Origin of the sequence: Kosakonia sacchari SP1, from assembly GCF_000300455.3 — a bacterium.
Classification (GTDB): Bacteria; Pseudomonadota; Gammaproteobacteria; order Enterobacterales; family Enterobacteriaceae; genus Kosakonia; species Kosakonia sacchari.
In genome coordinates, this window is record NZ_CP007215.2 from 3,810,753 (window position 1) to 3,825,369 (window position 14,617).

Consider the following 14,617-nt stretch of genomic DNA (forward strand, 5'->3'; position numbering starts at 1 on the left):
CCCGCTTTTTTTTGCCTTTCCTTCTGATTCTCCTGCCGTCTTTAAATTGTCATTTCTTCATTGTAATGAAATGTAAGCGTCATCTTCGCCCTTTACTGTCATCGGCAAGACGGGAGGAGAAATCACCATGTTTAGTCTCGACAATGTACTTGAGGATCTCTGGCCACAGGCCAGGCCAGCACCCTGGCAAAAAAATCTGCTCAGACGCCTGCTCTATGAGCAAGAGTTTCAGCAGTTCGCCGCGCTCCACCCCCACCTGAAGGGGCTGGATATGGTGGAACAAGTACTCGAACATCTACAAATCCGCTGCACCGTTCCCGCTCACTGCCTCGAACAAATCCCTGAACATGGCCCGCTGGTCATCATTTCCAACCATCCGACAGGCACGCTCGACGGGCTGGCGCTGTTGTACGCCGTTTCCCGCGTACGCCGCGATGTGAAAGTGGTCACCAACCGCATGCTGACGCACCTTGAGCCGCTCAGTTCCCTGTTTATTCCGGTGGATAACATGGGCGGTCGCACGCGTAAATCCTCATTGCAGCAAATGGAAAACCAGTTGCAAAGCGGCGGCGTGTTGATCTTCTTCCCGGCCGGGGAAGTGTCGCGCATGACGCGCAAAGGCATTCGCGATAAAAGCTGGCACGCCGGGTTTATCAAGCTGGCCAGTAAATTCCGCACGCCGTTACTGCCGGTGTGGATTGACGCACGCAACAGCGCCCTGTTCTACGCCAGCGCGATGGTCTCTGAAACGCTTCCCTTTATACTGCTGATGCAGCAGATGTTTCGCCGGCGCGACAGCGCACTGCCGATCAAAATCGGTGAACGTATTCCCTGGGACAGCTGGCACACGCCGCAGCTCGCACCACGCGAGCTGGCCGATAAGTGTCGCCAACATGTCCTGCGTCTTGGCAAGGGATTGCCCGGCCCCTTCAAAACTGAGTGTGCCATCGCACGTCCGGAAGCGCGCATTACGCTGCGCCGGGAGCTTAACAACGCCGAGTGCCTCGGTCGCACCGCTGATGGCAAGGTCATCTATCTGTGGCAGCGTAAAGGGCAGGAAGATGCACCGCTGCTGCGCGAGCTTGGGCGACTGCGTGAAATCGCCTTCCGTGCCGTGGGCGAAGGCAGCGGTAAACGTCGTGATACGGATAAATATGACGACGATTACCTGCATCTGATTTTGTGGGATGAGGCCGATCTGGAAATTGTCGGCGCTTACCGTTTTATGCCCACCGCTCAGCAAATGGCGGCGCGCGGCGTCGAAGGGTTATACAGCCACAGCCTGTTCCATTACGACGATCGCATGGCAGATGTGCTGCGCCACGGCATTGAACTGGGGCGCAGCTTTATTCAGCCGCGCTACTGGGGACGTCGCGGGCTGGATTATCTGTGGTCGGGTATCGGTGCCTATCTGGCGCGTTATCCGCAGTATCGCTACCTGTTTGGCCCAGTCTCTATTTCCGGCGGGATGCCGCCTGCGGCGCGCGATCTGCTGGTGGCGTTCTATCGCCTGTGGTTCCCGGCAACCTGGCCGCTGGCGTCATCGCGCCGCCCGTGGCCTGCCAGCATGCCGGAAGTGCTGGCGCAGTTTACCGGCGATGACTACACCGAAGATCTGACACGGCTGAAATCGCTGCTGGGAAACCTGGGCTGCGGCATTCCGCCGCTATATAAACAATATTCCGAACTGTGTGAGCCTGGCGGCGTGCAATTTATCGATTTCGGCTGCGACCCGGATTTTAATAATTGCGTGGATGGCCTGGTGCTGGTGGATTTAACGCACCTGAAAGCGAACCGCTACGAGCGTTATATTGCTGTGCATCTGTCCCAGCCGGAAACAGAAACGGCATAAAGTATGCCTGTACAAAATACAAAAGCCGTCGCGTTATGCGTGACGGCTTTTTAACGGATCCTGTCAGCCATGCACCAGCCGCAACTGTGCTCGTCGGCTATTTAAACGAGGGTTGTCGGTAAAAATGACATATAAAATGGGTCGCCAGGCCATGACATCCTCCTTTGTTAAATATCATCCTGGGTTTGGCTGAAAATGATTGTGTCAAACTAAAGTGCCAGACAATTCAGGTCAACCCATTATTCCGGATTAGATTTAACATCAGGTTATTACGATAATGATATGTGTTGCGCCTCACAAAAAACAAAATAAATCACGCTGTAAAATCAACATGTTAAGTTATTGTGAATTACGCCATTTAAATAACACACCGTCACTTTAATTAAAGCCCGATATGACAAAAAAAGGGGTAAGAATAGTCGGATTTAAATTTCCAGTTATTCCCTATAACATTTCCAGAAATCAGGCTATCGCCTTTTTTTATTAACCCATCGGCAATTAATTTCACCTTAAGCAGCATTTTCGCCAGTTTCACCATTGCAGGGCAACCTGCACCAGAATCCGATCTGCCACGGTGCAAACCATGCAGCATTTCAAAACCATAATCATCTAACTGTTTAATTAACCAAGGAATATATCTCCTGGCATCGCCTTTGCACATTCACTGCTAACTGTATTCAATGGCGAGGCAGTAAAGCATGAGCACACAAACAACATTAAAAAGAACACTGGGCAGCTTCCGTCTGTGGGGCATTGCCGTCGGGCTGGTGATTTCAGGAGAGTATTTTGGCTGGAGCTATGGCTGGTCGCAGGCTGGTACGCTCGGCTTTTTGATTGTCGCGCTGTTAATTGCCGCGATGTACTGCGCCTTTATCTTTAGTTTTACCGAACTGACCACCGCGATCCCTCATGCCGGTGGCCCTTTTGCTTACGCGTACCGCGCATTTGGGCCAACGGGCGGGTTTATTGCCGGTTTTGCCACCTTAATCGAGTTCGTTTTCGCGCCTCCGGCTATCGCGATGGCGATTGGCGCATACCTGAACGTGCAGTTCCCGTCGCTGGATGCGAAATGGGTGGCCTGCGGCGCGTACCTCATCTTTATGGCGCTGAACATTCTCGGTGTCGGCATTGCCGCCACGTTTGAGCTGATTGTCACTCTGCTGGCCATTTTCGAGTTGCTGGTGTTTATGGGCGTGGTGGCACCGGGTTTCTCGTGGGGCAACTTTACCGCCAACGGCTGGGCAGGCGCAGAGAGCTTCAGCAGCCTGGCGCTGCCGGGCATGTTTGCGGCGATCCCCTTCGCCATCTGGTTCTTCCTCGCCATTGAAGGTGCTTCTATGGCAGCGGAAGAAGCCAAAGATCCGAAACGCACCATTCCGCGTGCGCTCGGCGGCGGTATTCTGACTCTCACCGTGCTGGCAGTTGGCGTGATGATTTTTGCCGGTGGCGTCGGCGACTGGCGCACGCTGTCGAACATTAACGACCCGCTGCCGCAGGCGATGAAAATGGTGGTCGGCAACAGCAGTGGCTGGCTGCATATGCTGGTGTGGCTCGGTTTGTTTGGTCTGGTGGCATCGTTCCACGGCATCATTATGGGTTACTCTCGCCAGATCTATTCGCTGGCGCGCGCGGGTTATCTGCCGGCAAGCCTGGCAAACCTCAACCGCAAAACCCGCACGCCGCATCTGGCGATCCTCGCCGGGGGCGTGGTCGGGATTGCGGCGATTTTCTCCGACTCGCTGGTCACCATCAGCGGCATGCCGCTCACCGCCTGTATTGTGACGATGTCCGTTTTCGGGGCTATCGTTATGTATATCACCTCAATGGCCGCGCTGTTTAAGCTGCGCCGCAGCGAACCGGAACTTGAGCGCCCGTTTAAAGCGCCACTGTTCCCGTACGCACCCGCGTTTGCGCTGGGTATGGCGGTACTCTGCCTGGTGGCGATGGTCTGGTACAACACGCTGCTGGCTCTGATCTTCGCGCTGATGATGCTGGGCGGCTATATGTGGTTTCGTAAAACGGCGCACGCGCGTGAACGTGCCGAGATGGATCCGCAACTGCGGGCGCTCTCCTGAGGAGACGGAATGTATAAAACCACGCTGGCTCACCGTACTTATCAGTTCGACAGCCTGAAAACGTTGATGGCGAAAGCCTCCCCGGCGCGATCCGGGGATGTACTGGCCGGGGTGGCGGCGCAGTCGGCAGAAGAGCGGATGGCGGCGAAAATCGCCCTTGCGGATGTGCCGCTGCGCGAGATCCTCGCCTCTCCGCTCATCCCGTATGAAGAAGATGAAGTGACGCGGTTAATCATTGATACCCACGATAGCCGCGCGTTTGCCCTGATTGCCCATCTGACGGTGGGCGAATTCCGCGACTGGCTGCTGGCAGACAGCACCGACACCGCCACGCTTAGCCATGTTGCACCGGCGATCACCCCGGAAATGGCCGCCGCCGTCAGTAAGCTGATGCGTAACCAGGATTTGATCCTCGCCGCCAGCAAATGCAGCGTGATCACCCGCTTTCGCAATACCATTGGCCTGCCCGGCCATCTCAGTGTGCGTTTGCAGCCCAATCACCCGACTGACGATCTGAAAGGCATTGCCGCCAGTATGCTCGATGGCCTGCTGTATGGCGCGGGCGACGCGGTGGTAGGCATCAACCCGGCCAGCGACAGCCTGCCGGTGCTACAAAAGCTCAACCACATGATGGCAGACATCATTGAGCGCTTTGCCATTCCTACCCAGTCCTGCGTACTGACGCATGTCACCAATACCATTCAACTCATTGAACGCGGCGCACCGGTTGATCTGGTTTTCCAGTCGGTTGCGGGGACGGAAGCCGCTAACAGCGGTTTTGGCATCAACCTGGCGCTATTACAGGAGGCGCATGAAGCGGCGCTGAGCCTGAAGCGCGGCACGCTCGGCACAAACGTGATGTATTTCGAAACCGGTCAGGGCAGTTGCCTCTCTGCTAACGCGCACCACGGCGTCGATCAGCAAACCTGCGAAGCGCGCGCTTACGCGGTGGCACGACATTTTAACCCGCTGTTGGTCAACACCGTGGTCGGTTTTATCGGCCCGGAATACCTCTACGACGGCAAGCAGATCATTCGCGCCGGGCTGGAAGATCACTTCTGCGGCAAACTGATGGGGCTGCCGATTGGCTGCGACGTCTGCTACACCAACCACGCGGAAGCGGATCAGGACGATATGGACACGCTGCTGACGCTGCTGTGCACCGCCGGGCTGACTTTCCTGATTGGCGTACCGGGCGCGGATGACATCATGCTCAATTACCAGAGTACCTCGTTTCACGATGCGCTCTACGCCCGCCGCCTGCTGGGGCTGAAACACGCGCCGGAGTTCGCCGAGTGGTTAACCAAAATGCAGATTATCGACACTCATGGTCAGTTGCGCCTGACCGGTGCAAACCACCCGTTGCTGACCGTGATGCCACAAGGAGCACACGCATGAATGGACCCGATGCCTGGACACTGCTGCGCGAGTTTACCGATGCCCGCATTGCGCTGGGGCGCAGCGGCGCCAGCCTGCCGACACGGGAGGTGCTCAACTTTGGCCTCGCGCACGCCCAGGCGCGTGATGCCATTCACCAGCCCTTTGACAGTGAAAGCCTGGCACAGCAGCTCCATGCGCTTGGCTTAAAAACGCTGGAGGCGCACAGTGCCGCTGCCGACCGGCATATCTACCTGAACCGCCCGGATCTCGGGCGCAGGCTCAGTGATGAGAGCCGCGAAACGCTTGCTGCTCATCGCCCGCCCGCGCATGATCTGCTGCTGGTAATTGGCGACGGGCTCTCTTCCCACGCCGTACACCGCCAGTCAGTCGGGCTTATCACCGCCCTGCTGCCCTATCTGGACACGCTGGGTATCTCCCTGGGCCCCATCGTGCTGGCGCACCAGTCGCGCGTGGCGCTTGGCGATGACATTGGCGAAACGCTGGGCAGTAAAGCGGTGGCAATACTGATTGGTGAGCGTCCGGGGTTATCCTCGCCCGATAGCCTCGGTGTCTACCTCACCTGGAAGCCAGAGCGCCAGCGCATTGAATCCGAGCGCAACTGCATCTCCAACATTCGCCCGGAAGGGCTGAATTACGAGGCCGCCGCGTTTAAGCTCGCCTGGCTGCTGGAACAGGCATTTCAGCGCCGTCTCACCGGCGTCAAACTGAAAGATGAAAGTGATAACCCCGCACTGCACGGGCGCGTGACACCCCGCATTACGATCTGATCTCAGCACAGAGCGCTGGCGTGACGAAGCGCTCTTTCTCCCCCCGTCATCTACACTCTTTACGTTATTTACGGCGAACCCGTGGAGGGCGTATGGAGAAAAAAAACAGCACTGACGCAGAACGTACATGGCCCGTGGAAGACAACCCTTTCTGGCTGCATGTGGAAATGCAGGTGCAAAAATGGGGGGCAATAGTGCTTATCGCCATTGTGATTGCCGGGCTGTGCGGGCTCTTTTCCCAGGGTTTACTAAGCAAAAAAACGGTGACCAGCGCCGACCAACGTCTCTCCGTCGAGTACGACCGCTTTGGTCGGCTACAAAGCGATCTGGACATGCAGATAACCGCCAATGCCACGACCGATAACCGCATCACCTTCACCCTGGGCGGCGATTTCATGCACGATTTTGAGATCCGCACCCTGCAACCACAACCGCTAAACATGTACAGCCGCAGCGGCGAACTGGTGCTGGAATATGCCCGTCCTGCCACCGATAAACCGTTGACCGTGTGGCTGGGGCTAACACCGCTCGGCGTCGGTAACAGCACGCAGCGGATTGCAGTGAACAACGCAACCCCGGTCACCCTGACGCAGTTTATCTGGCCCTGAGGAGAACGCGATGGACATGGTATTACGCGCGATAGCTATCTATCTGGTGTTGATGGTGGTGTTCAAAATCGCCGGCCGCCGGGCGCTGCTACAGATGACCTCTTTTGATTTGATTTTGCTGCTGATCATCAGTGAAGCCACGCAACAGGCGCTGCTCGGCAATGATTTCTCCGTGACCGGCGCGGCGCTGACCATTATCACGCTGGTGGTGGTGGATATCTTATTCGGTACGCTGAAGAAGTACGTTAAAGGGGCGGAAAACCTGATCGACGGCACGCCGGTGGTGTTAGTGGAGAACGGGCAAATGCTGGAAAACAAAATGCGTGAAGCCGATATCACGCGCGACGACATTATGGTGTCAGCGCGAAACAACCAGGGCATTGCCGATCTGGCGGAGATTAAATTCGCTATTCTTGAGCGCAACGGTCATATCTCGATTATTCCTAAAAACTCATCATGACTTTTCGCTCACTATACTTTGCTTACCGAGTCACCATCGAATTAGCGAAAAATACCCTATGAATGAAGACATTACCTTAACAAACAATATGAATGCGCTGCTCTGCCTGCCCATTCCAATGTTGGCAATGCAACTGGGCGAGCTGCTTACCCAAAAACAGCTACGCGTCACCACGGCGGAATCCTGCACTGGCGGGCAAATCGCCACCGCGCTGTGCGCCGCAGGCGATACGCCCGCTTTCTTTGGTTGTGGGTTTGTCTCGTTTACCGATGAAGCGAAAAGTACCCTGCTGCATGTTAAGCGCGAAACCTTGGCACGCTGGACGGCGGTGAGCGAGCAGACAGCCAGCGAGATGGTGCAAGGCGCTTGCGCGGTCAGTCATGAACCGGTCGGGATTGCCGTCACTGGTTATGCCGGCCCGGACGGCGGCGAAGATGGTACGCCCGCCGGAACCGTGTGGTTTGCCTGGGCGCTACCGGGGCAAGCGCCGATCACGGCTCTGCGCCATTTTGCCGGAGATTGCGAAAGCGTGATTGAGCAGTCGGTGAAATATGCGCTGGCAACGTTAATAACGTTATTAAACCGCTAACCTTTTCACTCCGCCGCGCGTCGTTATGCCGCGCTGACCCATTTCACGACCATCACGCTGTAAGCCCTCATTAATCAGGCCGCAAATGGCCTGATTATCAGCGTTACGTCCGCGATACCGTGGCAAGCAGGGAGCTTAATTTGGTATTCCACCTGCCTGGTGTTACGCCAGGCTAACAGTCAGCCACTCTCTGTTGCGCCACGCCGAAGCGCCTTGAAAAACCGCGCCAACACTCACAGTTTCTGTGATGCGCTACGCTTGGTTAATAAATAAAAATCTGAGCGAGGAGCCGCCCATGACCGACATGCACACCCTTTTTCCACGCCGTCAGCCGCACCCAGGCCCGCAAGATCCGCACCTGTTCAACTGGGCGAAAAACGCGGTGCTGGCCTGCAAAAACGCCGTTATCCGCGTGGAAAGTGAAGCGCAGTTGCAGCAGGTTATTGCCGCCGCTACCGGGCGCGTGCGGGTGATGGGCAGTCGCATGTCACCTGGGCGCATGCTGAAACTGAGCCAGCCGGGCGATACGCTGATTGATATCTCTGCGCTGCGTGGTGTGCTGGCGGTGGATGACGACAGCGTGACGTTTGGCGCCGGGACGCCGTTGCACGAAGTGTTTGAACTCCTCACCGGCATGAACCGCATGCTGTACGCGTCGCCGGGCGTGATCGACTCGCAAACGCTGGCAGGCGCCATTTCAACAGGGACCCACGGCCAGGGCATGCAGCAAAGCTCGCTGGCGGATGAAGCACTGCGCATCCGGCTGGTGGATGCCGCCGGGCAGATCCACGAGATTGACCGCCAGCAACCGGCGTTTGCCGCCGCGCAACTGGCGCTCGGCACACTGGGGGCAATCACCGCCGTCACCCTGCGCACGCGCCCGGCAACGCTGTATACCTGCTTTAAAAACGCCAGCAACGCCGACAATCTTGCGCAAGACCTGCTTAGCTGGAACCAGCAGTGGGCCTTCAGCAAAACATGGTGGTTCCCGGATGAAAACAAAGTTCACACCTGGAATGCGCGTGAATCCACCGCCGATGAAATGGTGCTATGGCGCGATAACCATGGTGATCTGGTGGAACGGGAAGAGACCGACACGCAGATGAACGACACGGTGGAAAAAACGCTGGAGCAAATGCATGACGACACCAATATTGTTGATGAAAACGGCAAACCGTTTCGCACCGTAACGCGCTTTAAAGACTTTTCAGATGTGATTGGTGATATCTACCAGGTGTTCTGCCGGGGTATCGCCACGCCGCAAATCAATATTGAAATTGGTATTCCGCTGGCGCGCGCCCCGGCGGTGATTGCACGCATTAAAGCGTGGCATCAGCAATCGCACCCGCATATGCACTATCCGATAATTTTGCGCTGCACCGGGCCTTCCGGGGCGTGGCTAAGCCCGGCCTGGCAGCAACCGACCTGTTTTTTTGGCTTTGTGGTTTATTACGCTGAAGACGGCTCGCTCTCTGAAGAGGGGCTGGCGTTTCTGCGCGCCGCCGAACAGTTGCTGGCAGAAGAAGGCGGGAAGCCGCACTGGGGGAAATACTTCGACCCGACGTTATACGACTGGCCAGCGCTCTACCCGCAATGGACGGCGTTTCAGGCCGTACGCCAGCATTTTGATCCGCAGGGCAAATTTCTCAACACGTTTATGGCGGAGCTGTTGTCATGAGCGCCGCATTCGCCTGGGTAACCCTCCTGACACAGCCAGACTACCTGCCGGGCGTAGTAACGCTGCACCGTTCGCTGCGCGCCAGCGGTTCGCCGTGGCCGCTGGTGGTGATGGTGACCGACGCCATTGACGACAGCACGCGCCAGCACCTGAGCGCGCAGGGCTGCAAGGTGCGGGAAGTGCCGGTTATCGGCCCCGATCCCACACTTGAAAGCCGCTATGCGAATGCCCGTTTTGCCGACGTGTGGAGCAAACTGGCGGTGTGGACGCTTGAGGAATACCAACGGGTGGCGTTTCTCGATGCCGATATGCTGGTGCTGCAAAATATGGATCATCTCTTTGAACTGCCGCTGGCCGCAGGCACCATTGCCGCCTGCCATGCCTGTCGCTGTAACCCTAACCATATCGAAAGCTACCCGGCGAGCTGGCGGCCGGAAAACTGCTATTACAGCTGGTGTACAGACGCGCAAATGCACGCCAACCCACCAGCGTCGCTGGACAACTACCTGAACGGTGGTTTTCTGCTGCTCACGCCGGATAACGCCTTTTATCAGCAGATGATAGCGACGCTGGCGGAGAAAGCCGACATTTCGGACTATGTTTTTGCCGAGCAGGATTTTCTTAACGAGGTGTTCCGCGACCGTTGGCTACCGCTGCATTACGGCTATAACGCCTTAAAAACATTGCCGCTTCAGCATCCGCAAATGTGGGATTTGGCGCAGGTGAAAAACCTGCACTTCATTATCGATAAACCGTGGGAAACTCGGCCCGGACCTGGTGATAATGGATATGAACTGCATCGATTGTGGTGGCAATATGCGTAAACGTCGGTAAATATACAGTTGCCGGAGCGCGAATATGCCGCCACTTTTGCATTTACCGTTCCGGCCAATAATGTTCCTGCGCGACAGCCAGCAGCCAGTCGCGAAAGGCGTGGCAAAGCGGTTCTAACAGCGCCGACTTATCATAGATCAGCAGCATCCCGCCGCTGTTCTCCAGCGGGTGCAGGATATATTCACTCCCGGCCTGCACCGCGCGGCGAAAAGCAAAATCGATCCCTTCCGTTTTCAAATCAACGTCCCGCGTAGCGGTAGTGATAAGCACCTCGGCATGCGGGTAATAACGTTCAAAGCCGCCAAGCCTTGGCAGCAACCAGTGCATGGCAAACTCCGTTGAACAACTGACACTCACACGGTGGTGTGCCGCCGCGTCAATTAACCGGTGTGTGGCTTGTGAAATCTGATGAAAGGCAGGCTGAATGGCCCGCAGGTAAATTTTCCCTTCTGGCGTCAGCGTGAGCACGCGCGAACCACGCATAAACAGCCGCACATTCACCCAGGCTTCCAGTTTGGCAATCTGCTGGCTCACTGCGCTGGCGCTGATAGATAACGCCGCTGCCGCCGCTTTCATACTGCCGTGTTGTGCGACAGCATGAAAACAGATGAGCGCCTGCAAAGGCGGTAAGGTCATTGCCGATCTCCGCATCAGTTAAGTCACACTAAACTTTAGCAAAAATACGGCTTCATCAGCCAACCGTGGCGTTTATCAGACCGAGAGAAAAACCTGCGGCGTATTCCCACCCGGATGCTGGCTCACCTCGACGTCGGCACCGTACCACTGCGCGATAAGCGGCACCTGAATCACCTGTTCCGGCGTACCTTGTGTTACCAGTTTTCCCTGGTGTAACAGCAAGATCCTGTCCGCCCACCGCGCAGCAAGGTTGAGATCGTGAAGCACCGAACAGACATGCAGTTTGCCGCCCAGCGTCAGCCGCTTCAGCAGGCGCAGCACTTGCTGCTGATGGTAAAGATCGAGCGCCGAAGTCGGTTCATCCAGAAACAGCCAGCCTTCCGGGCCGTCATGATGCCACAGCTGTGCGAGGCAGCGCGCCAGTTGTACCCGCTGCTGTTCACCGCCGGATAAGGTGGCGTAGCGCCGCCCAACCAACATGTCACAGCCGGTCAGCGCCACCACCTGCTGCACAATTTTGCGTTCGTGTTGTGGTCCCCAGGGCGCACGCCCCATGGCGATAATGGCCTCCACCGGCCAGTCAAAGCCCAGCGAGGTCTGTTGCAACATTACCGCCCGGCGGCGTGAAAGCGCTTGCGCCGTCCACGCCTGTAGCGGTTTGCCTTCCAGATGGCACTCCCCTGCCGCCGCGGGCAGAAAACCAGTTAACAGACGCAGTAACGTCGATTTCCCCGCGCCGTTCGGGCCAATCAGCGCCACCCTTTCGCCGCCGGTCAGCGTCAGGGAAACATCGTCAATCAGCCGCCGTGAATCGGCGTTGAGCCGCAAATGCGCGGCAGTTAAAAGTCTGTTCATGTCACCCTCTTCGACCGGCGAAAAATCAGCCATAGAAACCACGGTGCGCCAGCCATGCTGGTCAGCAGGCCAACCGGCATTTCGGCGGGCGCGACAACGGTGCGCGCCACGGTATCGGCGGCCAACAGTAACATTGCTCCCACCAGCAACGCGCCGGGCACCAGCGCACGGTGATCCGGGCCCAGCCACATGCGCATCAAATGCGGCACCACCAGGCCAACAAAGCTGATAATGCCGCTCACCGCGACCGCCGTTGCCACCAGCAGCGCACTGCACACCAACAATATGCGCTGCAGCCGCGGCACATTGACGCCCAGATAGTGCGCCTCTTCATCGCCCAGTTGCAGCAGATTAAGCGCGCTGGCGACGCGCCAAATCACCAGCGATGCGGGCAGGATCAGGCTGGCGGCGACCATTAACGTCGACCATTCAATCTGCCCAAGGCTGCCCATTCCCCACTGTGAAAGCTGGCGCAATTGCGCGTCGTTGCTGATCCACGAAAGGACGCCAACGCCCGCACCACAAAGCGCATTAATGGCGATCCCCACCAGCAGCAACCGGGATAAACCTACCTCTCCCGCTTTACTGAGCAGATAAATCACCATCATTACCGCCAGGCTACCGATAAACGCCGTCAGCATCGGTGCATACAGCGCCACCAGCGGTGAAACGGTAATCGGCAGCACCAGCCAGCAGGCGACCGTTAACGACGCACCGCCGCTGATGCCCAGCAAACCGGGGTCGGCAAGCGGGTTGCGAAACAGCCCCTGCATCACGCAGCCGGAAAGCGCCAGCGCCGCGCCAACCAGCAATGCCAACACCACGCGCGGCAAACGCACCGTCAGCCAGATTTGGCGCAGCGCCTCGTCACCGGCCTGCCACAAGCTGGCGAGCGGCAGTTGCATCGCGCCCTGCGTGCTTGCCAGCCCCGTCAACCCAAGCAGCAGCAACGTAAGCCCCCAGAGCGTGCGGGAAGCGTGGCGGTTCATCAGGGCAGTTGCTCCGCTTTATGACGCAGCGCCAGCAGCGCCTGCGGCGTGCGCAAACCAAAACCGAGCAGCGCCACATCATCGACCAGCAACACCTGTTTATTGCGCCCGGCGGGCGTCTGCGCCAGACCAGGCAATTTCCACAGGTTCTGTTCGCCGCCCATCGCTTTTACGCCGTCGGCGGAAATCACCACCAGATCCGGCTGGCTGGCGATCACCCCTTCTTGCGACATCGAACGGTAATGTTCAAAGCCCTGCATCGCATTTTGTAACCCCGCTTCACGCAACGCGCCATCGGCAGCGGTTTTCTGCCCGGCCACCATTGTTCCCATCCCGCCGTGGCTGAGGATAAACAGCACGCGCTTGTTCAGCGGCTGTTTCGGTAGTGCGGCAATATCGTTCGCCAGCGTTTTACGCAGCTGCGCGCCTGCGTCTGTTTTGCCGATGGCGTCCGCAATGACCGCGATTTTTTTATCAATTGCCGCCAGCGTGTAACCGCCCGGCACCGCAATTACCCTGACGTGGTTGTCCTGCACTTTTTGCAATACCTGCGAAGGTTGCGCCTGGTCGCTGGCCAGCACCAGCGTCGGGCGCAGAGAGAGAATGCCTTCGGTGTTGAGTTGACGGACATAACCGACATCCGGCAGTTTTTGTGCGCTGGCAGGCCAGGTACTGGTGCTGTCGCGCCCGACCAGCTGCGCCTGCGCATGTAATCCATAGACAATTTCGGTGACATCGCCGCCTAAGGAGACAATTTTTTGCCCGGCGGCACTTGCTACCAGCGGCAGCGCCGCCAGCAGGATCAGCAGTTTTTTCATGCGGCTTTTCCCGGATTGGTTAATGCATCAATCTGCGCACGCCAGTGGCTCTGCTCCGGCTGGCCTTCACTACGCTGCCCGTAAAGCTGAGCGATTTGCGTACCGTCTTTGGCGAACAACTCAAGGCTGGTGACATGGCCGTCAGCGGTAGGTTTGCGCGTGACCCAGCTTTCGGCAATCTCTGTATCACGCAGATGCAGGGTGAAGTTCTCGTTGAAGATGTTGGTCCAGCCTTTCAGCGGCGTCAGTTTTTCCAGCACGCCGGTAAAGATCTGCACGCAACCACGGTTGCCGACGAAAATCATGATTTCGTTCCCCTGCTGTTGCACCGTTTCCAGCAAGTTTGGCAGCGCGTCATTGCTGACCAGGCAGGCAAGATCGTCGCCCACCAGCCGGAATGCTTGCTGGCGCGAGAGGTTGTACTTTTTCAGCAAGCCAAAGAATTGATGCACATCCGTCATGGCGCGCCATTCGCTGTCCAGCGCGGCGCCGTCTGCGTGTTCTGCGTATTTTTCGCCATTAGCTTCAGTGAGCGTTAACGGTGGGTTCTCCGGCGCGGTAAATCGGGCGATAACACCGTTCCATTCGGCAATATCGGTGTGTTCCGTCAGGTAGACCTTCAATATCGCAACGCCTTGCCGATCGAAAAATTGAATGCTCTGACGCTCGCCGCGCGGGCTCTGTTCATGCAAATGAAAGGCGCTGGCCCACTGGCTGATAAACAAACGCAGATCGAGCGCGCGCGGGTTAAGCACCAGCCCGGCGCGTTCGCTGATATGCAGGTTAGTGAAGCGGCCAATCTGCTCATGCACCGCGTAGTCGTTGCGACAAATGCATTTCGTGTCACCGACCGCCTCCAGCGCGGCGAGGATGTTGCGCATTTCCCCTTGCAGACGCACGGCGTCATGGCCGACACGGGCGCAGGTTAATTCGGCTTCGCTTATCGCCATTTCGGTCGCGATGTCGCGGGCGTATTTTGTGGGCTGTTGCGCTTTAATGGCCTGATACTGCTGCCAGATGGCGGTGAAATCACGTGATGTTGCAGGCATATTGTT

15 protein-coding genes are annotated in these 14,617 nt (G+C 57.4%); 9 read left to right on the forward strand and 6 right to left on the reverse strand.

All coding sequences use genetic code 11. The annotated features are described in order from the left end of the window. Positions 1 to 127: 127 nt before the first annotated feature. Positions 128 to 1,852 (forward strand): lysophospholipid acyltransferase family protein, encoded by a 1,725-nt coding sequence (locus tag C813_RS41075; RefSeq protein WP_017458809.1) that lies wholly within the window; start codon positions 128 to 130, stop codon positions 1,850 to 1,852. 382 nt (positions 1,853 to 2,234) lie between these two features. Here the strand turns inward: C813_RS41075 and C813_RS47215 are convergent, their stop codons facing one another. Continuing rightward, positions 2,235 to 2,513 carry a hypothetical protein gene (locus C813_RS47215; protein WP_040016493.1) on the reverse strand — a complete coding sequence of 93 codons (279 nt, stop codon included), beginning with the start codon at positions 2,511 to 2,513 and terminating at the stop codon, positions 2,235 to 2,237. 37 nt (positions 2,514 to 2,550) lie between these two features. Here C813_RS47215 and eat point away from each other — a divergent pair, with 37 nt between their 5' ends. The 8 genes from eat (at position 2,551) to C813_RS41115 (ending at position 10,254) form a co-directional block, all read left to right on the forward strand. Next, positions 2,551 to 3,927, forward strand: a complete 1,377-nt coding sequence (gene eat, locus C813_RS41080; protein ID WP_017458807.1) for an ethanolamine permease — start codon at positions 2,551 to 2,553, stop codon at positions 3,925 to 3,927. A gap of 9 nt (positions 3,928 to 3,936) precedes the next feature. Further along, the gene (locus tag C813_RS41085; RefSeq protein WP_017458806.1) at positions 3,937 to 5,325 is read left to right on the forward strand and encodes an ethanolamine ammonia-lyase subunit EutB; all 1,389 of its coding nucleotides are present in this window, start codon (positions 3,937 to 3,939) and stop codon (positions 5,323 to 5,325) included. Further along, positions 5,322 to 6,095, forward strand: a complete 774-nt coding sequence (eutC, locus tag C813_RS41090; RefSeq protein WP_017458805.1) for an ethanolamine ammonia-lyase subunit EutC — start codon at positions 5,322 to 5,324, stop codon at positions 6,093 to 6,095. Before C813_RS41085 ends, eutC begins: the two co-directional genes overlap by 4 nt. A gap of 92 nt (positions 6,096 to 6,187) precedes the next feature. Then, entirely contained in the window at positions 6,188 to 6,703 is a 516-nt protein-coding gene (locus C813_RS41095; RefSeq protein WP_017458804.1) for a hypothetical protein, read from the forward strand. Between the two features lie 10 nt (positions 6,704 to 6,713). Then, complete coding sequence (locus C813_RS41100; RefSeq protein WP_017458803.1) at positions 6,714 to 7,163, forward strand: DUF421 domain-containing protein; 450 nt, start codon at positions 6,714 to 6,716, stop codon at positions 7,161 to 7,163. A 58-nt stretch (positions 7,164 to 7,221) separates the two neighbouring features. After that, a complete protein-coding gene (locus C813_RS41105; protein WP_017458802.1) occupies positions 7,222 to 7,752 on the forward strand; it encodes a 2-oxo-tetronate isomerase in 531 nt (176 codons plus the stop codon). 295 nt (positions 7,753 to 8,047) lie between these two features. After that, the gene (locus C813_RS41110) at positions 8,048 to 9,430 is read left to right on the forward strand and encodes a D-arabinono-1,4-lactone oxidase (RefSeq protein ID WP_017458801.1); all 1,383 of its coding nucleotides are present in this window, start codon (positions 8,048 to 8,050) and stop codon (positions 9,428 to 9,430) included. Further along, positions 9,427 to 10,254 carry a glycosyltransferase family 8 protein gene (locus C813_RS41115; protein ID WP_017458800.1) on the forward strand — a complete coding sequence of 276 codons (828 nt, stop codon included), beginning with the start codon at positions 9,427 to 9,429 and terminating at the stop codon, positions 10,252 to 10,254. Before C813_RS41110 ends, C813_RS41115 begins: the two co-directional genes overlap by 4 nt. 52 nt (positions 10,255 to 10,306) lie before the next feature. On the opposite strand, the gene C813_RS41120 is transcribed toward C813_RS41115, so the two are convergent. The 5 genes from C813_RS41120 to C813_RS41140 form a co-directional block, all read right to left on the reverse strand. After that, complete coding sequence (locus C813_RS41120) at positions 10,307 to 10,900, reverse strand: LysR family transcriptional regulator (RefSeq protein ID WP_017458799.1); 594 nt, start codon at positions 10,898 to 10,900, stop codon at positions 10,307 to 10,309. Between the two features lie 75 nt (positions 10,901 to 10,975). Then, positions 10,976 to 11,755 carry a heme ABC transporter ATP-binding protein gene (locus C813_RS41125; RefSeq protein WP_017458798.1) on the reverse strand — a complete coding sequence of 260 codons (780 nt, stop codon included), beginning with the start codon at positions 11,753 to 11,755 and terminating at the stop codon, positions 10,976 to 10,978. Continuing rightward, on the reverse strand, positions 11,752 to 12,744 hold the full coding sequence (locus C813_RS41130; RefSeq protein WP_017458797.1) for a FecCD family ABC transporter permease: 993 nt from the start codon (positions 12,742 to 12,744) through the stop codon (positions 11,752 to 11,754). The genes C813_RS41125 and C813_RS41130 overlap by 4 nt, the downstream gene beginning before the upstream one ends. Continuing rightward, on the reverse strand, positions 12,744 to 13,562 hold the full coding sequence (locus C813_RS41135; protein WP_017458796.1) for a heme/hemin ABC transporter substrate-binding protein: 819 nt from the start codon (positions 13,560 to 13,562) through the stop codon (positions 12,744 to 12,746). Before C813_RS41135 ends, C813_RS41130 begins: the two co-directional genes overlap by 1 nt. Then, positions 13,559 to 14,611, reverse strand: coding sequence for a hemin-degrading factor (locus C813_RS41140; RefSeq protein WP_017458795.1), 1,053 nt, complete (start codon positions 14,609 to 14,611; stop codon positions 13,559 to 13,561). The genes C813_RS41135 and C813_RS41140 overlap by 4 nt, the downstream gene beginning before the upstream one ends. Positions 14,612 to 14,617: the final 6 nt, after the last annotated feature.

Bases quoted from the DNA above. Each gene is read 5' to 3' on its own strand.
- C813_RS41130 (WP_017458797.1), bottom strand. From the start codon at position 12,744: ATGAACCGCCACGCTTCCCGCACGCTCTGGGGGCTTACGTTGCTGCTG.
- C813_RS41100 (WP_017458803.1), top strand. From the start codon at position 6,714: ATGGACATGGTATTACGCGCGATAGCTATCTATCTGGTGTTGATGGTG.
- C813_RS41110 (WP_017458801.1), top strand. From the start codon at position 8,048: ATGACCGACATGCACACCCTTTTTCCACGCCGTCAGCCGCACCCAGGC.
- eutC (WP_017458805.1), top strand. From the start codon at position 5,322: ATGAATGGACCCGATGCCTGGACACTGCTGCGCGAGTTTACCGATGCC.
- C813_RS41085 (WP_017458806.1), top strand. From the start codon at position 3,937: ATGTATAAAACCACGCTGGCTCACCGTACTTATCAGTTCGACAGCCTG.
- C813_RS41115 (WP_017458800.1), top strand. From the start codon at position 9,427: ATGAGCGCCGCATTCGCCTGGGTAACCCTCCTGACACAGCCAGACTAC.
- C813_RS41135 (WP_017458796.1), bottom strand. From the start codon at position 13,562: ATGAAAAAACTGCTGATCCTGCTGGCGGCGCTGCCGCTGGTAGCAAGT.
- C813_RS41120 (WP_017458799.1), bottom strand. From the start codon at position 10,900: ATGACCTTACCGCCTTTGCAGGCGCTCATCTGTTTTCATGCTGTCGCA.
- C813_RS41075 (WP_017458809.1), top strand. From the start codon at position 128: ATGTTTAGTCTCGACAATGTACTTGAGGATCTCTGGCCACAGGCCAGG.
- C813_RS41140 (WP_017458795.1), bottom strand. From the start codon at position 14,611: ATGCCTGCAACATCACGTGATTTCACCGCCATCTGGCAGCAGTATCAG.
- C813_RS41095 (WP_017458804.1), top strand. From the start codon at position 6,188: ATGGAGAAAAAAAACAGCACTGACGCAGAACGTACATGGCCCGTGGAA.
- C813_RS47215 (WP_040016493.1), bottom strand. From the start codon at position 2,513: ATGTGCAAAGGCGATGCCAGGAGATATATTCCTTGGTTAATTAAACAG.
- C813_RS41105 (WP_017458802.1), top strand. From the start codon at position 7,222: ATGAATGAAGACATTACCTTAACAAACAATATGAATGCGCTGCTCTGC.
- eat (WP_017458807.1), top strand. From the start codon at position 2,551: ATGAGCACACAAACAACATTAAAAAGAACACTGGGCAGCTTCCGTCTG.
- C813_RS41125 (WP_017458798.1), bottom strand. From the start codon at position 11,755: ATGAACAGACTTTTAACTGCCGCGCATTTGCGGCTCAACGCCGATTCA.